The following is a 21,859-nucleotide window of genomic DNA, read 5'->3' on the forward strand; positions in this document are numbered from 1 at the left end:
GCCACGGATGGCGGACTTTTTGCGGAACTCTCCATGAATCACTCCAACGGCCCCAAGCGCCATCTGCCGGTGCTGCAGGCGTTGCTGATCACGCTGGGCATGGTGATCACCACCGACATCCTGAAAACCGCGCCGACCGTGGCGCTGAACGTCGGGCCGGAATATTTCTATTGGGTCTGGGTGCTCGGCGGTCTCGCGTCGATGAGCGGGGCCTTGTGTTTCGCCGAAATGGCCAGCGCATTTCCGCACCCGGGCGGCGACTATCACTTTCTGCGCACGGCCTATGGCGAGCGCATGGGCTTCCTGTTTGCCTGGTCGCGCTTCTCGGTGATGCATACCGGCTGGATCGCCTTGTCGGCGTTCATGTTTGCCGATTACGTCAACGCCGTGGTGCCGCTCGGTCGATACGGCTCGGGGCTGTTTGCCGGCGGGGTGATCGCCGCGCTGGTGCTGCTCAATCTCACCGGCAAGCACATCGGTTTCATCACTCAGACCTTATTGGTGGGCCTGTTGGCGCTGGGCTTTTTGAGCATTGCCAGCGCCGGTGTGTGGCTGGCGTGGCAGGGGATTGAAGCACCGCCACCGAGCGTTTCGGTCACGCCGGAAAACACCGGTATGGCCGGATTTTCCGCAGCGATGATTTTCGTGTTTCTGGCGTTCGGCGGCTGGAGCGATGCGGCGACCTTGTCGGCGGAAGTGCGCGATGGTCGACGTGGAATATTCATCGCCATGCTCGGTGCGCTGACGCTGCTGATGGCGATTTATCTGGCGCTGAACTGGGCGTTCGTTCGAGGCCTGGGTTTCGCTGGACTGGCAGCGAGCAACGCACCGGCCGTGGAACTGTTGAACCGTGCATTCGGTGCGCCGGGGGTGCTGCTGATTCTGCTGATGGTCGGCATCGCGGCCATCGCCAGCATCAACTCGACCTTGCTGGTCGGCGCGCGCACCACTTACGCCGCGGCCCGCGATGTGCCGCAGTTGCGTCGTTTCGGCGAGTGGGACGAACGCGACGGCGTGCCGCGCAAGGCCTTGCTGGCGGAGGGCGCGGTGGCATTGTTGCTGGTGCTGTTCGGCAGTTTCACCCAGAGCGGCTTCAACACCATGGTCGAGTACCTGACCCCGGTGTACTGGCTGTTTCTGAGCTTCAGCAGCCTGGCGTTGATCATCCTGCGCCGGCGCTTTCCCAAGGTGCCGAGGCCGGTGAAGGTGCCGTTGTATCCGCTGTTGCCGCTGCTGTTTTTCGGGCTGTGCCTGTACATGCTCTATTCGAGCGTGACGGTGGTGGGGTGGGGCGCATTTCTGGGGATTGGCGTGTTGCTGGTCGGCGCGCTGCTGCTGGCGGGATCGAGCCGCCTGGCGTCGACGCCTCGGCAAGCTCTCGGACAGATGAACGATTAGAACGATATGTCGGCCGGTTGCGACAGACGCAGCACCGACAGATCCCCGGTAATGCGTTTGTACGCCAGACGAATCGCCTCGATGTTACCGGCGTTCTGCGGATTGTTCTCGTGCAGGATCACGATCACCTTGGTGCTCAGCCGCTCAGGCTCTTTCGCCCCATGATCACGCCACTGTCCGTAGGCATCGAACACGGTGAAACCGTCGGGAAACCGCGACGTCACTTCCGTGTCGAGAAACTCGCGCCAGCGCGCCGGGCTGACTGCGCCTTCCTTGCCATCCACGGTGCCCACCGAGAAGTACAGCTCGGTGCGGATCCACTGCGCCTGCGCCGGTCGTGTGGCATCGCCTAGCAGGGTCGAACTGGCGGGGTCTTTGGTATGCACCGAAACAGCAGGAGGACTGGCGCACCCGGCGACAGCGACAAACAGTGCAGCCAGTAAAAGGCGTCTTTGCATGGAACATCCCTTTTTATGAGTTAAGTGCAGACGCGCAATTATAAGGGGCGAGCTTAATAGCGATAAAAGATTAAAAAGTGGTTTGTTGGTTGATTAATGGAATAAGAAACCAACGAGTCCTGGATGCTCAATGTACCGCCGCCTTCGCGGGCAAGCCCGGCTCCCACAGGTTTTGCGGTGTAAACAGATCCGCTGATCGACACCATCCACTGTGGGAGCGGGCTTGCCCGCGAAAGCGCCGGTTCAGTCAACAAAGATGTTGGATCTACCAACGCCATCGCTGGCAGGCCAGCTCCCACAGGTTTTTGCGCTGTGCACAGATCCGTTGATCGACACCATCCACTGTGGGAGCGGGCTTGCCCGCGAAAGCGCCGGTTCAGTCAATGAAGATGTTGGATCTACCAACGTCATCGCTGGCAAGCCAGCTCCCACAGGTTTTTGCGGTGTGCACAAATCCGCTGATCGACACCATCCACTGTGGGAGCGGGCTTGCCCGCGAAAGCGCCGGTTCAGTCGATAAAGACGTTGGATGTACCAACGCCATCGCTGGCAAGCCAGCTCCCACAGGTTTTTGCGGTGTGCACAGATCCGCTGATCGACACCATCCACTGTGGGAGCGGGCTTGCCCGCGAAAGCGCCGGTTCAGTCAACGAAGATGTTGGATGTACCAACGTCATCGCTGGCAAGCCAGCTCCCACAGGTTTTGCGGTGTGCACAGATCCGCTGATCGACACCATCCACTGTGGGAGCGGGCTTGCCCGCGAAAGCGCCGGTTCAGTCAACGAAGATGTTGGATGTACCAACGTCATCGCTGGCAAGCCAGCTTGTATGCTGGGACTTGAAGGGAGGAGGAGGGACAAAGCCAGATTCTGACTGTTGACGCAGTACAGATCCGTGGGAGATTTCGCTCCTCCTCCTTTCACCCAAGCGCCGATAAAGAATGCTTCTGGCTAGACCGACGATAGGAACAAGCCTGCGCCCCTGGGTGATCCCTTCAAGTGTTCAAAACCATATCTCGGGGGGTGTTCAATGGCAATGTCGGTTTCTGTTTCCAAGCCAATCGTGGGCGTGGATGTCGCCAAGAATGAGCTGGTCATCTATCAGGCCGAGCTGGATCTGTTCGAGACTATTTCCAATGACAAGGCAGCGATAGAGAAATGGCTGAAAGCCTTGCCTGCACCGGTTGATCTGGCCATCGAATCGACCAATATCTATCACTTGGCGTTCGCCGATCTGGCCCATGAAGCCGGGTGCACGATTTACATGGTCGGTGGCTACGAGCTGAGTCATTACCGCAAAGGAGTGAATGTTCGCGCTAAAACCGACGCGCTGGACGCAAAACTGCTCGCCCGTTATCTGAAAAATGAATACGAAGAACTGCATCCCTGGATTCCGCCATCGCCGCTGTATCGCGGACTCTTGAGCCTTTTTCGTCGTCGCGCAGCGCTGGTTCAGGCGCGCGTTGGCTTGGTGCAAAGTTGGAAAAATGAGCCGCTGCTTAAAAGCGCGTTTGCCGAGCAAGTGGCCTCAATGCAGAGGCTTGAGACATTGGTCGAGAAGATGATCAACGAGCAGTTGAAAGAAGCCGGTTTGCTTGCCCAACTGAAGCGATGCACGAAAGTCGAAGGCGTTGGTTTTCTGACTGGAGCCCGTTTGATTGTTGCGTTTCAACGGGGTGATTTCAGGAATGCAGATGCATTCATCGCGTTTTTGGGGATGGATTTGCGAGTGTCACAGTCGGGGCAGAAGGATGGTCGCCGAAGCCTGACCAAGCGTGGAGATCCGGAAGCTCGTCGACTGCTGCATAACGCAGCCATGTCGGCCAGTCGTACGCCAGCCTGGAAAGGCTTCTACGAGGAGCAAAGAGCCCGAGGCTTCAGCACGACACAGGCACTGGTGATACTGGCTCGAAAGCTTGCGCGGGTGGTATTCGCTCTGCTCAAGGGGCAAAGCGAATATCAACCGAAGGCCGGTTGAGGGCTATCCCTCAACCATAGAATCTCCCACAGGTTTGGTGGCGTGCACTGATCCCTTGATCGACTCTGAAAAACGCGCCATCAAGGCATAAATAAATATGCCGCTCAGCGCCCTTCATGCTGCTTGCGATAAGCTCCCGGTTGCACCCCCACCGACTTGGCAAACGCCCGGGTAAACGCGGCGATCGACTGATAGCCCACCGCCGCGCACACCTGCTCCACCGTGTGATTGGCCCGTAGCAACTGGCAGGCATGCCGCATGCGCAACGCCAGCAGCACTTGCCCCGGCGACTGCCCGGCCAGCTCATTGAAGCGTTTGAAAAACGCCGAGCGCGACAGGCCGATACTCGCCGCCATGCTCTCCAGCGACCACGGCAATTGCGGTTGTTCGATCAACTGATCCAGCAACGGCGCGAACTGCGGATTGCGCGCCAATGCCACCAGGCCGCCGAGGCTCTGGTTGTCGGCCATCTGCTGGCGCAACACGTACAAAAACAGCAGATGACTCAGGCGTTCGAGCAGCGCCGAGGAGGGCGCCGGCAGGCGTTCGCACTCTTGCAGGATCAACTCGAACAAGGCTCGCGCCGCGCTCGAAGAAGGATCGCCCGCGCGCAGGATGATCCAGTCCGGCAAGCCTTCGATGATCAGCGATGACAATCCCGACTTGAAATGAAAGAACCCGCAAACCAGCCCGACACCGTCCTGCGCCTGACTGTCGAGCGCGGTCATGGCCATGCGCGGCAGCGTCTGGGCGATGCTCGCCTCTTCGGCGCTGGAGAGGCGGTAATTCAGATCCCGCAGCAGGAACACTGCATCCCCGGTGTTCAGCGGAATTGGCTGCTCCTGCCCGTCAATGTGCAGCCAGCAGCGGCCCTGCACGATCAAGTGAAAACTTGCGCGCGCCAGCCCATGGGTGCTGGCGTGCCAACCACCGCAATAGCGGCCGACGTGAAACAGACTGGCGTCGAGTTCGAGGCTTTCTAATAACCAATCAACCAGTGGGCTGGACGAAATCATCTAATGGAAACACTCAGGAGCAAGTAATCGCTACTTTAGAATATGGAACGAAATTTTTATAACCAACAGACTGGCCGGACACTCAACAGCAGGAGTCCACTCCATGTCGCGTCTTACTCTACACACCGTGCAAAGCGCTCCCGAAGCCGCTAAACCGTTTCTGGAAAATGCGCAGAAAAACTCCGGATTCATTCCGAACCTGCTGGCCGTGCTGGCCAATGCCCCGGCCGCGCTGGAAACCTACGTTACGGTATCGGCGCTCAATGGCAAGTCCGAACTCAGCCTCGCCGAGCGCGAAGTGGTGCAACTGATTGCGGCGACCCACCATGGTTGCGATTTCTGTGTCGCAGGTCATACCGCTGTCGCGCTGAATAAGGCAAAACTGCCGCCGGAAGTGGTCAGTGCGCTGCGTGAAAAAGCCACTGTCCCCGTGGAAAAACTGGAAACCCTGGCCGCGTTTGCCCGCGAAGTGATTGCCACCCGGGGCAAGGTCAGCGATCAGACCTTCAACCAGTTCAAGGCCGCGGGCTACACCGAAGGCAATGCGCTGGAAGTGATTCTCGGCATCAGCCTGGCGACCCTGTGCAACTTCGCCAACGTATTCGCCGACACGCCGCTCAACCCCGAGCTGGCCCCATATCGCGCGTAATCGGCCAGCGGTTCCGGCAGCGTCGTCTATGGTTGATGCGGCTGCGTAAAAAGGAGAAAAACGACATGCTCAATCCGGCATTGATTCAATGGCTGGAACACAACGCCCAGGCACTGGATGTGGGCGACGGCGATCCGCAGCAGGTGCTGACGCAATTGGCGCAGGCTCAGGTGCTGCGCGTCGGCATCAACCCGGCGCTGGGCGGCAGCGGCGGTCACGTCAGTGATGCCGTGGAAACCCTGGCCGCTGTCGCCAGCCATTCACTGGCGGCGGCGTTTGTGTTCTGGGGCCAACGGGCCTTTATCGAATACCTGCTGCACAGTCCCAACGCTGCGCTGAGGGAAAAACTGCTGCCGTCACTGCTCAGTGGAGAGCTGGCCGGAGCCACCGGTTTGTCCAACGCGATGAAGTACCTGTCCGGCATCGAGGCATTGCAAGTGCGCGCCGCCCACACCGCAGACGGCTGGACCTTGAACGGGCGCCTGCACTGGGTCACCAATCTGCGCAAAAGCGGTTTTGTGGTGGCAGCGGCAATCGAGCACGAGGAGGGCGGCTCGCCGTTCGTGCTGGCGATTGCGGATGACGCTGCTGGTGTGCAACGTTCCGCCGACCTGCAACTGATGGGGCTGCAATCGAGTAACACGGCTGCGATCGATTTCGCGCAAGTGGCGGTCGGACGCGAATGGTTGCTGCATGAAGATGCACGCAAGTTTCTGCCGGCGGTACGCCCGGCGTTTCTCGGTCTGCAATGCGGTATGGCGATCGGTCTGGCGCGACGGGCACTGACCGAGGTCGAAGGACATTTGCAGGACGGGCGCTCGATCCTGCTGGAGCCGTTGCAGGAACAACGCGAGCTACTGGCGCAGACCGTCGATGCGCTCAAGCAGGGCCTGCACGACGGACGTTTCCTGACCCAGCCGGGTGCGTTATTCCAGATCCGCATCGCGCTGGCCGAATCCGCCGCCAACGCCGTGCAACTGGAACTGCAATCCAGCGGCGGCAAAGCCTATCTGACCGAGCACGGCAGCGGTTTCGCCCGGCGCTGGCGCGAGTCGGCGTTCGTGCCGATTGTCACCCCAAGCCTGGTGCAACTGCGCGCCGAATTGCAGCGGCAGAAACGGGAAGCGACGGCATGACTGCGCCGCTGCTGGAGGCGCACGGCATCAGCCTCGGCTACCCGCGAGAGCAGGACTGGCACACCGTGCTGGAACACTTCGACCTGCAATTGCAGCCCGGTGAAGTGGTGACCATTCTCGGCCCCAGCGGTGTCGGCAAATCCAGTCTGCTGCGAGTGCTGGCGGGTTTGCAGGCGCCGCAACAGGGCCGGGTGAGCCTGCTTGGCGAGCCACTGACCGGCGCGCATCCACGGGTGGCGGTGGCGTTTCAGGACCCGAGCCTGTTGCCGTGGCTGACTCTGGAAAAGAACGTCGCCTTCGGCCTCGACTTCGCCCGCCAGCCGCACCTGACGGCCGAGCAGCGCAAGGCGCGGATCGACCACGCAATTGCCGCGGTTGGCCTAGAACATGCGCGGTCGCAGCACCCGGCGCAGTTGTCCGGCGGCATGGCCCAACGCACCGCGTTGGCCCGCTGTCTGGCGCGGCAGCCGCAGGTGCTGTTGCTCGATGAACCGTTCGGCGCGCTGGATGAAATCACCCGCGCTGACATGCAGCAGTTGCTCCTGCAACTGATTGCCGAGCACCACACCGCAGCCGTGTTGATCACCCACGACATCGACGAAGCCCTGCTGCTTTCCGAGCGGATTCTGCTACTGGGTAACAGCCCGGCGCACATCCTCGGCGAGTGGCGCATCGACCTGCCTCAGCCGCGTGCCGAGCTGGTCGAAGAACTGGGCGCGCTGCGCATCGACATCCTCAAAACCCTTCGGCGGGCGAGCCGCAACTCCCTCACTCAACCTGTGCCCGCTACGTCGGAGATTGACCATGTGCCTGGACGACTTCACTCACACACGTCGTGACTTCCTCAAACTCAGCGCGCTGCTGACTGCCGGCGGTGCGTTGCCGCTGCTCAACAGCCTCAGCGCGCGCGCCGCTGCCGAGCCGAACGCGCCAGTGCGCATCGGTTATCTGCCGATCACCGACGCCACGCCGTTGCTGGTCGCACACAACAATGGCCTGTTCGAGGCCGAAGGTATTCAGGCTGAACGCCCGGTGCTGCTGCGCAGTTGGGCGCAGGTGATCGAGGCGTTCATTTCCGGACAGGTCAACGTGATTCACCTGCTGTCGCCGATGACGGTGTGGGCGCGCTACGGCAGCAAGGTGCCGGCCAAGGTCGTGGCGTGGAACCACGTTGGTGGCTCGGGTCTGACCGTGGCGCCGGGCATCACCGAGGTCAAGCAACTCGGTGGGCAATCGGTGGCGATACCGTTCTGGTACTCGATTCATAACGTGGTGGTGCAGCAACTGTTCCGCGACCACGGACTGGTGCCGGTGAGCAAATCGGCGAGCGCCGCGCTGGCGCCGAACGAAGTCAATCTGCTGGTGCTGCCGCCGTCGGATATGCCGCCGGCCCTGGCGAGCAAACGCATCGCCGGCTACATCGTCGCCGAGCCGTTCAACGCCCTGGCCGAGGAGCTCAAGGTCGGCCGCGTGCAGCGCTTTACCGGCGACGTCTGGCGCAATCACGCCTGCTGCGTGGTGTTCATGCATGAGCAGGATCTGAACAACCGTCCCGAGTGGTCGCAGAAAGTGGTCAACGCGATCGTCAAGGCGCAGGTCTGGACCCGCGACAACCGCGCCGAGGCGGCGAAACTACTGTCCAAGGACGGCGCCAATCGCTACACCCCGCACGCGCAACCGGTGCTCGACCGGGTGCTGTCGCCGGCCACCAGCGACCGCGAGCAATACCTGGCCAGCGGCGCGATCCAGCACAGCCAGTGGGACGAGCAGCGCATCGACTTTCAGCCGTACCCGTTCCCCAGCTACACCGAAGAACTGGTCAAACGTCTGAAGGACACCTTGATCGAGGGTGATAAAGGCTTCCTCGCCAGCCTTGATCCGCAGCAAACCGCTAAAGATCTGGTGGACGATCGCTTTGTGCGCAACGCCATTGCGGCGGTGGGTGGCATGCAGACCTTCGGCCTGCCGGAAAGCTTCGAACGCAGCGAGGAGTTCAGCCTCTGATGCGTCAACGATCTTCATCGACCGTGCACGGTTTGTTGGGCGTAGCAGGGCTGTTGTGCCTGTTGCTGCTGTGGTGGCTGGGCGTGCATCTGCTCGGTGGCAACGACAGCCTGGCGCTGCGCTTTTCACCCGAGGCGACGCTGGCCAGCCTCGGCGAACTGCTGCTGCGCCCGGAGCTGTACGAGCATGTGCTGGTCAGCCTGAAACGGATTGTGGTCGGCCTGCTGCTGGCGTTGCTGATCGGCGTGCCGCTGGGCCTGATGATCGGCAGCTACCGACATCTGGAGGCGGCGACCACGCCGGCGTTTCAGTTTCTGCGGATGATCTCACCGTTGTCGTGGATGCCGGTGGTGGTGATGCTGCTGGGCGTCGGTGATCAGCCGATCTACTTCCTGCTGACCTTCGCTGCGGTATGGCCGATCCTGCTCAACACCGTGGCCGGCGTGCGCCAGCTCGACCCGCGCTGGCTGCAACTCAGTCGCAGCCTCAGCGCCACTCGTTGGGAAACCCTGCGCAAAGTGATCCTGCCCGGCGTACTCGGCCATGTGCTGACCGGAGTGCGGCTGTCGATCGGCATTCTGTGGATCGTGCTGGTGCCGTGCGAAATGCTCGGAGTCAGCGCGGGGTTGGGCTACTTCATTCTCGATACGCGAGATCGACTGGCGTATTCGGAGTTGATGGCGATGGTGCTGCTGATTGGCGTGCTGGGCTTTGCCCTGGATGCGTTTGCGCGGTGGCTACATCGGCGCTGGGCGCCGGCCTGAGGCGCTGAATGCAGCGAGCAAATAGTCACGCACGTAAAGCAGGCTCGGGCTTTTCATCACGCTTTTGCTCCACACCAGATAGAGCACATTGACCGGTGCCTCGCTGGGCGGTGTCGGTGAAATCAGCCGACCGTCAGCGATGGCGTCGGCGCACTGGTAGTCCGGCAGCACGCTCCAGCCGTGGCCGCCGAGCACCAGCTCCTTGATGATCCGCAGGTCGGGAATCGTCAGCGCCGCTTGCAGTTGCGGAGCGACCTGAAACATTGAAGTCCACAGTGGCCGAACCAGCGCCAGATCCTCATCGAAAGCGATCAGCGGGACTTGCTTGAGTTGTGCTTGATTCGGGTCTTTGCCGAGGCGATCCAGGAGGCTCGGTGCATACACCAGCAACAGGCGTTCGGTGAGCAAATGGGCGTAACCGTGGGATTGTTCGTTGGGCATGGAGGCCGTGATCGCGAAGTCGGTCTGCTTCGCTTCGAGCATCTCGTAAATGCGCTTTTTGGCACCGGTGTGAAAACGCAGGGTGAAGCCTTCGTCCATCAGCGGTGCGAGGCGAGCGGCGACTAGCGCATGGAGGAAGTCGGAGGGGCCGACCAGATGCACTGTGCCGCCCTTGATCAGGCCCGGACGCAGCGACGCGATCTTGTTTTCCAGACCATCGAGAAACGGTGCCACCGAACGCGCCAGTTCATCCGCCGCTTCGGTGGGTTCCACCCCCCGAGGCAAACGCTGAAACAGCGGTTTGCCGACCAGCGCCTCCAGCGCCTGCACATGCATCGACGCCGCCGGTTGGGTGATGCCCAAATGGTCCGCCGCCCTGGAGAACGACTTGGTGCGGTACGCTTCGAGGAATGTGCGCAGGTGGGTGAGGTGGCTCATGGTGCTTCGGCGCCCGTGAAAATGTAGGTTGGCTTACAGATTATCAGCCGTGCGATAGCGCGGCGTAGCGAACATTTGACTTAACACCAGAAGCAGCCCCAGCGCCGAGACTGCCGCACCTGTCAGCCCGACATGACTGAGGCCCACCTGGCTGATCGTCACGCCACCTAGCACCGAACCCAGCGCGATCCCCGAGTTGAACCCGGCAATGTTCAGCCCGGCCGCAACGCCATGTGCGTGCGGCGCATGTCGTTCGGCGATTCCCAGCAGCCGGGCCTGCAAGGCCGGCACTGCAGCAAAGCTGAACATCCCCAACAAGCCGACGAGCAAGCCCATCATCCACGGCGAACCGGAAAAGCCCCACATGCCCGCTGTCACCCCTACGATCCCGGCAATCAATGTGGCGCTGGCGCGATCCACTCCCCAGGCATCGGTCAGTTTGCCGCCCAGTACATTGCCGATGGCTGCCATCGCGCCGTACAACAACATGAACACGCCGACAGTGGCGGCCGTGGTATGAGTGACTTCAGTCAGCATTGGCGCGATGTAGGTGTAGGCGACGAACGAACCGGCGTAGCCGAGCACAGTGACCAAGGCGCCGGCCAGCAACTTGCCGTTGAGCAGCGCTTTAAGGCTGTGTAACGCCGAGCTGCCGTCGGAAGCAGTCGGTAGCGGATCGCGCATGCCGAACAGCAAACCGAAGAAACCTATCGCTCCGAACACGGCAATCGCCGCCAGCACCACGCGCCACGACATTACGCCACCCAGATAGGTGCTGACAGGCACGCCAATCGCCATCGCCAGGGTAAACCCGCCAAACACCACTGCCACTGCGCTCCCTGCGCGACCCGGCCCGGCCAGACGCGCCGCGGTGCTTGAAGCCACCGCCAGGAACAGGCCATGTCCCATGCCGGCGATGAATCGCGCTACCAGCATCAAGGTCAGCGAGGTTGCAAACGCCGCGGCGAGACTGCCGACGGTGAATACCAGAGCGGTCACCAGCATTACGTTCTTGCGCGACCAACTTGCGGTCAATGCACTGAAGACCGGTGCTGAGAAAGTGGCGCCCAAGGCATACGCAGTGATGGTTGCCCCGGTCGCCTCGACGTCGACGCCGAGACTGCGAGCCATGACGTCGGTGAGGCCGATCGGAACGAATTCGGCCAGACCCAAGGCAAAGGCGCTGAGGGTAAAGATGTAGATGACAAAGGGCATGGGAGCCTCGCTCAAGAAGGAATTTGGCGAGAGGCTAGGGATTGGTGACGCATAAGTGAAATTGGCGATTTCGCGTACTGGCATAAATAAATTCATACCTTGCCAGAATCCATATGCGGCACAAAAGCCTGCAGGCTCAGTCGATTGCAACGAGGCTGTGATCTTTTGATGTTTGGATTCAAGATCGACAGATCGCAGCGTGCCGCAACTCTTGCAAGGAGGATTACGTCGCTGACGGTTTCGCCAACGCAATCCCCGCATCCCCCAACCGCTTGAGTATCTCGAACAACAGATCACTCTTGGTCCCGCCAACTATCCGCGGGCTGCCGACGTAGCCTGTTACCGTCAAGGTGATGCCATCCGGCGAGAGTTTGCTGAAGCGCACGTACGACGCCGGTTTGTCGAGGATGTTTTCGTTTTCGCGGTAGGTGTTCAGCAGCAGTTCCTTGACCTGTTCGGGGTCGATGTCCAGCGGGAACATCAGCTCCAGGCTTGCCACCCCTTGGGCGCTGCCGCCGAGGGTGACGTTGCGCAGGTTCTGCGAGATCAGTTGCGAGTTGGGCACGATGACGATGGAGCGGTCGCTGAGTTGGATTTCCGTGGCGCGCACATTGATTCGGCGGATGTCGCCTTCGACGCCGCTGATGCTGATCAGGTCGCCGACCTTCACCGGGCGCTCGGTGAGCAGGATCAGCCCGGAAACGAAGTTCTTGACGATCTCCTGCAGGCCGAAGCCGATCCCCACCGACAGCGCACTGACGATCCACGCCAGATTGGTCCAGCGCACGCCCAGCGACGACAGCGTCAGGAGGATGACCGTGGCATAACCGATGTTGGAAAACAGCGTACTCAGCGACGCGCACATGCCCGGGTCCATGTCGGTCTTGGGCAGGAATTCGTTGTCGAGCCAGCGGCGCAGGGCGCGGATCAGGTAGATGCCGATCAGCAGTGCCAGCACCGCATTGATCAAATGCGCGGGGACGATGTTCAGCTTGCGCAACCCGGCGCCGCCAAGGATGCCGAGGACATTGCTGGTCAACTGCCCAAACGTGGTGCCGATGCCGCCGACGAAGAGGGTAATCACCGCCAGCAACAGCAGCCCGGCGCGGCTGGCACCGGACAGCACAATCGAAATCTGCTCCAGCCGCCGGTCGCCCAAGCCCAGGGTCTGCTTGATGGTCTTGCCGGCCGAGTAGCGTGGCGAGAACAGATATTCGCAGGCGTCCTTGACCACCTGCACCAGCAAATAGAACCCGGCCAACACGATATAGGCCCAGACCAATTCATAGGTGACGAAACGAGCCAGCGACACATAGCCGGTGAGCAGAGCCAGCGCCGACACGCACATGCACACCGTGGCGATGCTGTAGATCGCCCCGGCAAATGTGCTGCCGGCCTCCGGTTCATTGGCGCTGATCAACGCCTTGCGCACTCTGCCGACGCGCAACAGCAGCGGCACCAGAATCACGATCACCACGATGGCAATCACCCCACGTTGAGCGATCACGATCTGGCTGCTCATACCGGTGGCATTGCTGACCTGCACCAGCGTCACCAACACTAGGAGGATGGCCGCGAGAATCCTTGGATAGGGTCTCAGGGCCAGCGCCACCGGGTCGGCAATCGCCGGCAGCCGCCACGAGGGATGTTTGGTCGACAGCAGTGCGCGGCTCAACGCGGTGATCAGGACGCAGGCATAGACTGCTTTTTCGAATTCCTCGGAAAAAGTCTGCAGCACCGGCGTCAGCGGTTCGTGGCGGGTGCAGGCGTAAAACAGCAGGTGCAGGGCGATGGCCGTGGTGCCAAGGGTCGCCAGCGCCGAAGCGAACGCCAGCGCGCTGCGGCGCAGGCGCCCCTCCGGCATGCGGTGGATGCACAGCCAGGTCAGGCCGCGCTCGGCGAGTCGGCGGCCGAGCGTCCAGAAAGCCAGCGCCAGCAGCACCAGCACACAGGTGAAAAACCGCTGGCCGGGCGCCCAGACCGTGGCCCAGGTGAGGTTCACCTGATTGATGAAAAAATTCAGGCGCTGACGGTCATCCGGCTCTGGCGACACCAATGGCGACCAGAAGTCCGGGCTCAGTATGCTGTCGGTGCGCAGGGTCAATTCGCTTTCAAGCAGCGTGCGGCGGATGCCGGCGATTTGCGTGATCAGATCAGCCGCGCTTTGTTTGAGCGCGGCAAGGCTTTTGAGCGTGGCGTCGACCTTGTTTTTCTGTTCGCTGAGCATCGCCCGTTGTGCGGCGATTTCCGCTTGTTCGGCGGCGATCTGCGTATCCGGCGCTGCGCCGAGCACCCCCAGTTGCACCGTCAATTGAGCTTGCTGCGGCAACAACGCCGCCGATAACCGATCAATGTCCAGAATGAACGTCTGTACCCGGTCTTGCGGGCCTTCGAGCTGGTTGTAGTTGTTGGCGGCGGAAATCTGCTGCTTCAGCCCGTCGAGGCGCATTTGCAGGGCTTGCAGATCACTTTGTGAGACTTCCACCAGCGGTGCCGCAGTGGTCGCTGTGGGCGCCGGTAAATCCGCCGCCCACAGCGCCGAACCGCCCGGAACAAGCACGGTCAGCGCGACAAAAAACAATGACTTCAATGTGTTGCGCATGAGAGGGGCCGGTTCTCGTTGATCACACAATCTATGAGGTTAGGTGATCGAACCGGGCACGGCGGAAAATTTCCGGGGAGCAGGGCGGGCCGGTGAATCGGTCGCGTCGTGTACACCCTCAGTCTCAGCTAAGTATTGGCTCGTATCTTCCCCTCAGCGCAAGTTCGGCGCTGGACAGGAGAGGCGATCCACACATGAATCCCGCTAAAGCCGGATGGCTTAATAAAGTCCCCGAAGTGACACTGGCCTTCTGGGTGATCAAGATTCTCTCGACGACCGTGGGGGAAACCGGCGCCGACTTCCTTGCGGTGGATGCCGGTTTCGGCGCTGGCTGGACCAGCATCGGCATGGCGCTGTTACTCGGGTGCGCGCTGTTCTTTCAAATGCGTAAAACCGCGTATACGCCCTGGATCTACTGGTTGACCGTGGTGCTGGTGAGCATCGTCGGCACGCAGATCACCGACATCATGACCGACATGCTCGACATCAGCCTGTACGTCAGCACCGCGGTGTTCTCGGTGTTGCTGGCCGTGAATTTCCTGATCTGGTTTACGGTGGAGGACAACCTGTCGATCCGCGAAATCAACACACCGCGGCGCGAGCTTTTTTACTGGTCCACGGTGTTGTGCACCTTCGCCCTGGGCACTGCCGCCGGGGACTTGGCAACGGAAGCGCTGGGGCTGGGCTTCACCGTCGGTGCGGTGATATTCGGCGCGCTGATTGCGGCGACGCTGCTGGCCTGGCGGATGGGAGCCAAAGTGGTGCTGACCTTCTGGATCGCCTACATCCTGACTCGTCCGTTCGGCGCCTCTCTCGGTGACTTGCTGACTCAGGCCAAGACCTACGGTGGCCTGGGCATGGGCGCTGCCTGGACCAGTGCAATCTTCCTCAGCGTCATCGTGCTGCTGGTCGCGGTCGCACAGATCAGCCTTGGCAATCGCAAAACCCTCACTCAATAAACGTTTGGATACTCCCTCAAGGAATCAACATGCACGCCTTCAAAACCGCTTTTCGCCACGTCGCGATCATCTCGTCTCTGGTACTGCTCGGCAGCCTCGCCGGCTGCTCGAAACCCGCTGACAAACCCGCTGCCGCTACGCCGACCAGCTCCTTGAGCGCGCCGCCGCAATCGGGCTCGAAGCTGGGTGACCTGAGCGAGTTCCGCAACATCGCCACCGACGTCAGCGCGCTGGTCGAGAAAAATGACCTGCCCGGCGCCAGGACCCGGATCAAGGATCTGGAGACCTCCTGGGACTCCGCCGAAGCCGGCATCAAGCCACGTGCCGCTGCTGACTGGCATGTGCTGGACAAGGCCATTGACCGCGCGCTGGATGCCCTGCGCGCCAGCTCGCCGAAGCAGGCTGACTGCAAGGCGGCCATGGACGACCTGCTCAAGGCTTTCGATTCGGTGAATGGCAAGCAGTGATCGCAGCGCTGAACCGGCGGCGGACAAACGTCGGTTCAAGTGCTTCAATACAGGCGCGATGGCAGTGACCGTCGCGCCTTTTTCTGTCGGAGCGCTGCATGCGAATTCTGCTGGTCGAAGATGACCTGATGATTGGCGAGGCCATCGAGGCGGCGCTCAAGGAGGCCAGCTACGCCACCGACTGGGTGAAAAACGGCCTCACCGCGCTGGCGGCGCTGGACACCCAGACCTACGATCTGGTGTTGCTCGACCTCGGCCTGCCCGGCAAGGACGGGCTCGATGTGCTGGATGCCATTCGCGCGCGCAACAACCCCGTGCCGCTGCTGATTATCACCGCCCGCGATGGCCTCGATGACCGGCTGCGCGGCCTCGATGGCGGCGCGGATGACTTCCTGCTCAAACCGTTCGCCATGGCTGAGTTGCTGGCACGCATGCGCGCGGTATTGCGCCGTCGCGGCGGTAACGCGCAGTCGTTGCTGGATAACGGCGAGGTGTCGTTGAACCTGATTTCGAAACAGGCCTCCACCGCGCAAGTCGCCGATGTGCAGCTTTCCAGCCGCGAGTTTGCGCTGTTGCAGGCACTGTTGATCCGCCCGGGTGCGATTCTCTCGCGCAGCGAACTTGAGGACCGGATTTACGGCTGGGGCAACGAAGTGGAAAGCAACGCGGTAGAGTTTTTGATCCATTCGCTGCGGCGCAAACTGGGCAACCATGTCATCAGGAATGTCAGGGGGATGGGATGGATGGTTTCAAAAGGCGTTTGAGCGACTCGGTACAGTCACGGCTATCCATCGCGCTGTCACTGGCGATTCTCCTCGTCGCCTTGCTCGCCGGTGCATTCGCGTTTATCTCGGCACTCGACGAAGCGCACGAAATGCAGGACGAAAGCCTGCGTCAGGTGGCGCTGCTGTTCGATCGGCAGCACATGACCCTGGGTTATCCCGCTGCCGGGCAGGTCGTTGGTGATGACGAAGACTCGCGGATCACCGTGCAATATCTGGCCGACAGCAGCAAAGCCGTCGGCACTGATGACGCGAGCATCCCGTTGCCCTTTCCCCTGACCCTGGCCGATGGTCTGGCGACGCTGAATATCGCCGGTGAAAACTATCGTGTGCTGGTCAGAACCACCTCGGCAGGCGAACGCATTGCGGTCGCGCAGGAAGCCGACGTGCGCGACAAGGAGGCGCGGGAAAGCGCCTGGCGCAGTCTGCTGCCATTTCTGATTCTGTTTCCGGTGCTGCTGTTGGTGGTGGGGGATCTGGTGCGCAAGCTGTTCCGGCCCATCGCGACGCTCTCGGCGGAAATCGATCAGCGTGACCAGCAGGCGCTGCATCCGATCGATGAGCAGCACCTGCCGAGCGAGATCCGGCCTTTCGTTGTGGCGATCAATCGATTGCTCAAACGTGTGGCGCAGGCCATGGAAACGCAACGACGGTTTATCGCCGATGCCGCCCATGAACTGCGCTCGCCGATGACGGCGTTGTCCCTGCAGGCTGAGCGATTGGCCGCTACGCCCCTGTCGGCCGACTCTCGGCAGAACTTTTTGCCATTGGTTCAGGGGATCGAGCGCAGTCGCAAGCTGATCGAGCAATTGCTCGCTCTGGCCGCCGCGCAATCAATCGCGCAACGCGCCGAGGCCGCCGTGTCGGTGCATGCAGTGTTTCGCCGAGTGCTGGAAGACTTGCTGCCACTGGCAGAGAACAAAGCCATCGATATCGGCGTTGACAGCGTTGAGGACGTGCAGGTCGTCATCAACGAACTGGACCTGTTCATCCTGATCAAGAACCTGGTGGATAACGCCATCCGCTATACCCCGGCGGGCGGACGAGTCGACCTCAGCGTCGAACGGACGGAGCAGGGCGCACTCATCGAAATCAAGGACTCGGGGCCGGGCATTCGCGCCGCAGAACAGGCGTTGGTGTTCGATCCGTTTTACCGCAGCCTGGGCACCGGGGAGGCCGGGTCCGGGTTGGGGCTGTCGATTGTCAGGGCGATCGCCGAACGCACGGGGGTTCGGGTGGGGTTGAGTTTTGTCGATGAAGTGGCGCAGCGTGGCTTGCGTGTTTCGCTGTGGTTGTCCTCATAATGCCGCCCATCTCCAATCATCCATCCAAGTTCGACAGCCATGCCTGAAGAGTTCGAAGTCCCTAGCCCCCACGAGCAACATATCGAGCACACCACCCATCATGCCCATGCACAGGGCGATCGCTTTGCCAGCAAGATTGCGGTGATGACGGCGATCATGGCGACCGTCGGCGCCCTGATGAGTTATCAGGCCGGCTCGACGGAAAGTGAAGCGGCCATGGACAAAAACAACGCCGCTATCCAGAAGACCGAAGCCGCCAACGAATGGAACTACTACCAGGCCAAGTCCAGCCGGCAGAACCTGTCGGATCTGGCCAGCCATCTGCCGGGGCTGGATTCCGCCCACTATGCTGCCGAGGCGCGACGCTACGGGGAGCAGAAAGAGGAGGCGCGCAAGAAAGCCGAAGTACTTGAGCAACAGGCGCGCGAGTGGGAGGAAAAATCTGAGCAGGTGCTGCACCAGCATCACCGCTGGGCCCAGGCCATGACGGCGATTCAAATCGCCATTTCACTGGCAGCCATTACCTTGCTGACGCGCAAGGAATGGCTGAGGCGCGTCTCGTTTGGCGCCGCCGGTGTCGGCGTCATGCTGGGATCGCTGGCCTGGCTGCACATTTGAGCGCCTTGGACTCCGGCACGGGGTAGCGGTTATCGCGGGATTAATCGCCCCGGATTCCATGCTTCATCAAAAAACCACCCGGCCGGAAATACAGTGCTGAACGGCTCCGCCCACCCAGACGGTGCCGTCAACGCTTTCGATGTGCAGTCGGCCGCGGCGGCCCAGGGTGGTGCCCTGGCTGACGGTGTAGCGCTCGCTGAGGATGCCCGCGCCGATCAGCCACTGAGCCAGGCTTGCATTGAGGCTGCCAGTGACGGCGTCCTCGGTGCATTCCTCGCCGATGAAGGCTCTGACCTCCACGTCCGTTTCAGCTTCGGCCCCTGCCCACGGCGCAATAACGCCGACATTCAGCCCCTGCAGCGCCGCGTAATCAGGCTTGATCGCCAGCACTTCTTCGCGACTCGCCAGCAACACGCCCGCCCAACCCGGGCCGTTGTCTACCCATTGGCTCGCGCGGATCTGCCCGGCGGCGAGGCCAAGCCCTTGTTCGATCAGGCGTAGTGTCACTGCCTCCAGCGGTCCGCTGCGCACCAGCGGTGGCGCGGAGAAAGCCAGTTGCGGGCCCTGCTTGCGTATCCGAATCAAACCGGTCGAGCATTCCTGAATAATCTCGACATGCTCAGGGTTGTCGTTGTGGGCTAGCCACACTTTGCAGCTGCCCAGGGTGGGGTGGCCAGCGAAGGGCAGTTCTCGCAGCGGGGTAAAAATGCGTACGCGGTAATGCGCTCCCGGCGTTTCGGGCTTCAGCAGAAACGTGGTCTCACTGAGTTGCGTCCAGCGGGCAAACGCTTGCATCTGCTCGGTTGTCAGCTCATCGGCATTCACCACCACTGCCAGTGCATTGCCTTCGTAGGGTTGATCGGCGAATACATCGACTTGTTCGAATTGCAGAGCGCGTGGCATTGAATGTCCTTATAGGTTGAATCAGGGAAGATCTTTTTCACGGATGGATTCGAATCACGGCCGCTGTTGTCAGATGCCCGATTTCTCATAGAGCTTCTGCGCCAAAGTATTTGTGCGAAAAGCGCCCAATTGCAAGGGCACCTGGCGGGCAGCGGCTTGCAGCTGGAGCTTCTTTAGAATGCGCGAGCCGACGCCCTTGCTTTGGAGGATTACCTGGTCACTATCCGTGGCGGGGCGTACGGTCATGCTGGTCTCTGATTTGTGCTTTTGGCTTGGTGAGGCTAGTGGCTGCAACAATAAACGGCAATTCGGATCGATATGCCGCGCAGCATCTGACGGCCCCAAATACACTCAAAGCTCGACCCGCTGCAGAAACTTCCTGACCTCCAGCGAATACGCCGCCGGATGCGAGAATCTGAACATATGCCCGGTTCTCGGCATGACGACTTCCTGCGCGCCTTTTATGCCCTTCAGCAGAATCCCTGCAGCCTCTTTGCCGATCAGCTTGTCTTCCTCGGGCTTCAGGATCAGCGTCGGCACCTGCGCCGCACGACCGACGTGCCTTTCCGCCCAAAGCGCTTCAAGCACCACCAGAAGATTGAGGTCGAAACGCGTCAGGTCCAGCGGCTTCATGGGGTACTGGCCTTTTCATCATTCGATGCACGTAACTGTCCTACAGGCGTGGGCTGAAAGCTACAGCGCCCCTCGGCTACAGCTGAAAATGTAGCCATGACAATTTTTTGATTGTCGTGATTCTCTGCTCTTACGATGCAGCATCGTCCATCAAGCTCGAGGCTCATCATGCACATCGCCATCCTGACCTTTGAAGGTTTCAACGAGCTGGATTCGCTGATCGCGTTCAGTATTCTCAACCGGGTCCAACAGCCCGGTTGGCGCGTGTCTGTCGCCAGTCCCACGGACAAGGTGCGCTCGATGAATGGCCTGTTGATTGAGGCACAGGCGTCATTGGAGGAGGCGTGCGACGCGGACGCGGTATTGGTGGGAAGCGGGCGGATGACCCGGGACGTGGTGGCGAATGCCGAATTGATGTCGCGTCTGCAGCTTGATCCGGCTCGCCAATTGTTGGGTGCCCAGTGCTCCGGCACGTTGATTCTGGCGAAGCTCGGCCTGCTCAGCGAGGTACCGGCCTGTACGGATCTGATCACCAAACCCTGGGTGGAAGAGGCTGGCGTTGCCGTGCTCAACCAGCCGTTCGTGGCCAATGGCAATGTCGCCACCGCGGGCGGGTGCTTGTCTTCGCAGTACCTGGCGGCCTGGTTCATTGCCCGCCTTGCCGGTGTAGAGGCCGCACGCAGCGCGCTTCACTATGTGGCACCGGTTGGCGAGAAAGAACTCTACGTCACGCGGGCAATGAGCAATATTTCAGCGTTTTTATAAAGTGTTTTCGCCGGTCTCAACCGGTTCTGCCGCCGCTTCAGCCGCCATCTTCGCGCGGTCAGCCTTGCTGATGTACTTGGGCTTTTTCGGCGCCAGTTTGGCGCTGGCTTTTTTGGCCTTTTCCTTGAACAACTGCTGCAGTTTCTTTTGGCGGTTCATGTTTCTACTCGGTGAAGGGGAGCCGGGCATATGCCCATCAAGCGCGCATTAAAACCGGCTCGGAGCGATTTGGCGAGTCGCTTGCAGCGATGCAGGATCAAACGGCTGCCCGGATCATGGCTTCGACGTCGCCAGAAAATCGCTGATCAGCGCCACCACCTGCTGCTGGATCACTTCACGCGGTCGCGCATTGTCGCGATCCTGGCAAATGACGCCATCGCCCGGTGCGTCTTCCTCGAGCATCTCGATCGCGCCCGGTTTGCAGATCGACGTGAAGCTGAAGTGGGTGGCGTCGTTGATCTCGACATAACGCGTGGTGGCCGCTGGCAAGCGTTTGGCCAGATCGGCGGACTCCAGTTGCGCCGGAAGATCTTCGGAAGGTGCGCCGGCGGCAATCACCAGTGCCGGTACGGGGAGCGCCGCGAGGCTTGCGTCGGTCATGCCGCGTGACAGGCCCAGGTCCAGCGAAACGATGGCGCTGACCTGTTCGTAGCGCCGGTCGGCAGCGAGGTCGGCTTTGGCTTGCGCTGTGCTGGCGGGGTTCATCTTTTTGTAGACGTTGCAACTGGCGAGCTGCGCATGGGCTTTGCAGTCCTCGGCAAAGCGCTCGGGGTCGAAGCGTGCACCGGCGATCTCCAGAGCCGTCCAGCCACCGAGCGAATGACCGACGACGGCAATCCGCTGCGGCGCCACTGCGCCAAATTTTCCCGGCTGCGCCACAACGGCTTCGATGACCCGCCGCAGATCAACTGGCCGCTGCCACAACTGCGCCGCTGCTTGCGGACTGCGATCATGGGTGGTGCTGCCGGGATGGTTGACCGCCGCGACGATGTAACCTTGATCCGCCAAGGCACTGGCCAGCCACATCTGGTTGCTCCAGTTGCCCCGATAACCATGGGAAAGCACCACCAGCGGGTGCTCGCCGGCAGTCGGCGGCGCATCGCGCACGGCAGAGGCACTGACGAACACCGGACTGTCGTCGATCACTTGCGCGGTTGCATGGGTCGTCGCCGGGTACCAGACAACCATTTCCAGCGGCCGCTGCGGGTCTGGCAGGGTTGTGCTGTGGAAGCCGATGGGGTGGGAATCCGCGAGTGCGCTGGTGGAGAGGCCAATCAGAAGGAGGGCGCCGAGAGCTGTTTTCAAGGTTGATGTCTTCCATGAGTGCATT

Annotated in this window: 23 protein-coding genes and 1 pseudogene; 14 read left to right on the plus strand and 10 right to left on the minus strand. The window is 61.1% G+C overall.

The features are described 5' to 3' along the window. Positions 1-33 precede the first annotated feature (33 nt). The gene (locus V9L13_RS04380) at positions 34-1,398 is read left to right on the plus strand and encodes an APC family permease (RefSeq protein WP_338801612.1); all 1,365 of its coding nucleotides are present in this window, start codon (positions 34-36) and stop codon (positions 1,396-1,398) included. Here the strand turns inward: V9L13_RS04380 and V9L13_RS04385 are convergent. Then, positions 1,395-1,856 (minus strand): DUF3574 domain-containing protein, encoded by a 462-nt coding sequence (locus V9L13_RS04385; RefSeq protein WP_338801613.1) that lies wholly within the window; start codon positions 1,854-1,856, stop codon positions 1,395-1,397. The genes V9L13_RS04380 and V9L13_RS04385 overlap by 4 nt on opposite strands. Positions 1,857-2,345: 489 nt before the next feature. Here V9L13_RS04385 and V9L13_RS04390 point away from each other — a divergent pair, with 489 nt between their 5' ends. Further along, positions 2,346-2,729, plus strand: coding sequence for a hypothetical protein (locus tag V9L13_RS04390; protein ID WP_338801614.1), 384 nt, complete (start codon positions 2,346-2,348; stop codon positions 2,727-2,729). A 156-nt stretch (positions 2,730-2,885) separates the two neighbouring features. Then, the gene (locus tag V9L13_RS04395; RefSeq protein WP_338801615.1) at positions 2,886-3,833 is read left to right on the plus strand and encodes an IS110 family transposase; all 948 of its coding nucleotides are present in this window, start codon (positions 2,886-2,888) and stop codon (positions 3,831-3,833) included. A 104-nt stretch (positions 3,834-3,937) separates the two neighbouring features. Here V9L13_RS04395 and V9L13_RS04400 read toward each other — a convergent pair whose 3' ends face one another. Then, a complete protein-coding gene (locus tag V9L13_RS04400) occupies positions 3,938-4,849 on the minus strand; it encodes an AraC family transcriptional regulator (RefSeq protein ID WP_338801616.1) in 912 nt (303 codons plus the stop codon). 103 nt (positions 4,850-4,952) lie between these two features. Between V9L13_RS04400 and V9L13_RS04405 the strand changes: the two genes are divergently transcribed. The 5 genes from V9L13_RS04405 to V9L13_RS04425 all read left to right on the plus strand — a co-directional run bounded on the left by V9L13_RS04405 (position 4,953) and on the right by V9L13_RS04425 (position 9,402). Further along, complete coding sequence (locus V9L13_RS04405) at positions 4,953-5,498, plus strand: carboxymuconolactone decarboxylase family protein (protein ID WP_003224264.1); 546 nt, start codon at positions 4,953-4,955, stop codon at positions 5,496-5,498. 65 nt (positions 5,499-5,563) lie between these two features. Next, entirely contained in the window at positions 5,564-6,634 is a 1,071-nt protein-coding gene (locus V9L13_RS04410) for an acyl-CoA dehydrogenase family protein (protein ID WP_338801617.1), read from the plus strand. After that, the gene (locus V9L13_RS04415; RefSeq protein WP_338801618.1) at positions 6,631-7,473 is read left to right on the plus strand and encodes an ABC transporter ATP-binding protein; all 843 of its coding nucleotides are present in this window, start codon (positions 6,631-6,633) and stop codon (positions 7,471-7,473) included. The genes V9L13_RS04410 and V9L13_RS04415 overlap by 4 nt, the downstream gene beginning before the upstream one ends. Further along, positions 7,439-8,638, plus strand: coding sequence for an ABC transporter substrate-binding protein (locus V9L13_RS04420; protein ID WP_003224269.1), 1,200 nt, complete (start codon positions 7,439-7,441; stop codon positions 8,636-8,638). Before V9L13_RS04415 ends, V9L13_RS04420 begins: the two co-directional genes overlap by 35 nt. Then, entirely contained in the window at positions 8,638-9,402 is a 765-nt protein-coding gene (locus V9L13_RS04425; RefSeq protein ID WP_003224271.1) for an ABC transporter permease, read from the plus strand. Before V9L13_RS04420 ends, V9L13_RS04425 begins: the two co-directional genes overlap by 1 nt. On the opposite strand, the gene V9L13_RS04430 is transcribed toward V9L13_RS04425, so the two are convergent. The 3 genes from V9L13_RS04430 to V9L13_RS04440 all read right to left on the minus strand — a co-directional run bounded on the left by V9L13_RS04430 (position 9,376) and on the right by V9L13_RS04440 (position 14,098). Beyond that, the gene (locus V9L13_RS04430) at positions 9,376-10,281 is read right to left on the minus strand and encodes a LysR family transcriptional regulator (RefSeq protein WP_045122408.1); all 906 of its coding nucleotides are present in this window, start codon (positions 10,279-10,281) and stop codon (positions 9,376-9,378) included. The genes V9L13_RS04425 and V9L13_RS04430 overlap by 27 nt on opposite strands. A gap of 33 nt (positions 10,282-10,314) precedes the next feature. After that, on the minus strand, positions 10,315-11,496 hold the full coding sequence (locus V9L13_RS04435) for an MFS transporter (RefSeq protein ID WP_338801619.1): 1,182 nt from the start codon (positions 11,494-11,496) through the stop codon (positions 10,315-10,317). A gap of 223 nt (positions 11,497-11,719) precedes the next feature. After that, entirely contained in the window at positions 11,720-14,098 is a 2,379-nt protein-coding gene (locus V9L13_RS04440) for a DUF3772 domain-containing protein (protein ID WP_338801620.1), read from the minus strand. 194 nt (positions 14,099-14,292) lie between these two features. On the opposite strand from V9L13_RS04440, the gene V9L13_RS04445 reads away from it, so the two are divergent. The 5 genes from V9L13_RS04445 to V9L13_RS04465 all read left to right on the plus strand — a co-directional run bounded on the left by V9L13_RS04445 (position 14,293) and on the right by V9L13_RS04465 (position 18,228). Continuing rightward, entirely contained in the window at positions 14,293-15,057 is a 765-nt protein-coding gene (locus V9L13_RS04445; protein ID WP_338801621.1) for a hypothetical protein, read from the plus strand. Positions 15,058-15,086: 29 nt separating this feature from the next. Continuing rightward, complete coding sequence (locus V9L13_RS04450; RefSeq protein ID WP_338801622.1) at positions 15,087-15,524, plus strand: hypothetical protein; 438 nt, start codon at positions 15,087-15,089, stop codon at positions 15,522-15,524. Positions 15,525-15,622: 98 nt separating this feature from the next. After that, positions 15,623-16,288 (plus strand): response regulator, encoded by a 666-nt coding sequence (locus tag V9L13_RS04455; RefSeq protein ID WP_098968331.1) that lies wholly within the window; start codon positions 15,623-15,625, stop codon positions 16,286-16,288. Further along, the gene (locus tag V9L13_RS04460) at positions 16,264-17,610 is read left to right on the plus strand and encodes an ATP-binding protein (RefSeq protein WP_338801623.1); all 1,347 of its coding nucleotides are present in this window, start codon (positions 16,264-16,266) and stop codon (positions 17,608-17,610) included. The genes V9L13_RS04455 and V9L13_RS04460 overlap by 25 nt, the downstream gene beginning before the upstream one ends. Positions 17,611-17,649: 39 nt before the next feature. After that, complete coding sequence (locus V9L13_RS04465; RefSeq protein ID WP_003224278.1) at positions 17,650-18,228, plus strand: DUF4337 domain-containing protein; 579 nt, start codon at positions 17,650-17,652, stop codon at positions 18,226-18,228. A gap of 66 nt (positions 18,229-18,294) precedes the next feature. On the opposite strand, the gene V9L13_RS04470 is transcribed toward V9L13_RS04465, so the two are convergent. The 3 genes and pseudogenes from V9L13_RS04470 to V9L13_RS04480 all read right to left on the minus strand — a co-directional run. Then, on the minus strand, positions 18,295-19,131 hold the full coding sequence (locus V9L13_RS04470; protein ID WP_338801624.1) for a PhzF family phenazine biosynthesis protein: 837 nt from the start codon (positions 19,129-19,131) through the stop codon (positions 18,295-18,297). A 69-nt stretch (positions 19,132-19,200) separates the two neighbouring features. Next, on the minus strand, positions 19,201-19,377 hold the full coding sequence (locus tag V9L13_RS04475; protein WP_338801625.1) for a GNAT family N-acetyltransferase: 177 nt from the start codon (positions 19,375-19,377) through the stop codon (positions 19,201-19,203). A 294-nt stretch (positions 19,378-19,671) separates the two neighbouring features. Further along, a pseudogene (locus tag V9L13_RS04480) lies at positions 19,672-19,764 on the minus strand (hypothetical protein); the annotation flags it as partial. 168 nt (positions 19,765-19,932) lie between these two features. Here V9L13_RS04480 and V9L13_RS04485 point away from each other — a divergent pair. Next, the gene (locus V9L13_RS04485; RefSeq protein ID WP_338801626.1) at positions 19,933-20,529 is read left to right on the plus strand and encodes a DJ-1/PfpI family protein; all 597 of its coding nucleotides are present in this window, start codon (positions 19,933-19,935) and stop codon (positions 20,527-20,529) included. On the opposite strand, the gene V9L13_RS04490 is transcribed toward V9L13_RS04485, so the two are convergent. Both V9L13_RS04490 and V9L13_RS04495 read right to left on the minus strand, forming a co-directional pair. After that, entirely contained in the window at positions 20,524-20,688 is a 165-nt protein-coding gene (locus V9L13_RS04490; protein ID WP_003224289.1) for a DUF2986 domain-containing protein, read from the minus strand. The genes V9L13_RS04485 and V9L13_RS04490 overlap by 6 nt on opposite strands. Positions 20,689-20,802: 114 nt before the next feature. Continuing rightward, a complete protein-coding gene (locus V9L13_RS04495; RefSeq protein WP_338801627.1) occupies positions 20,803-21,834 on the minus strand; it encodes an alpha/beta fold hydrolase in 1,032 nt (343 codons plus the stop codon). Positions 21,835-21,859: the final 25 nt, after the last annotated feature.

Source organism: Pseudomonas sp. RSB 5.4 (assembly GCF_037126175.1).
Classification (GTDB): Bacteria; Pseudomonadota; Gammaproteobacteria; order Pseudomonadales; family Pseudomonadaceae; genus Aquipseudomonas; species Aquipseudomonas fluorescens_H.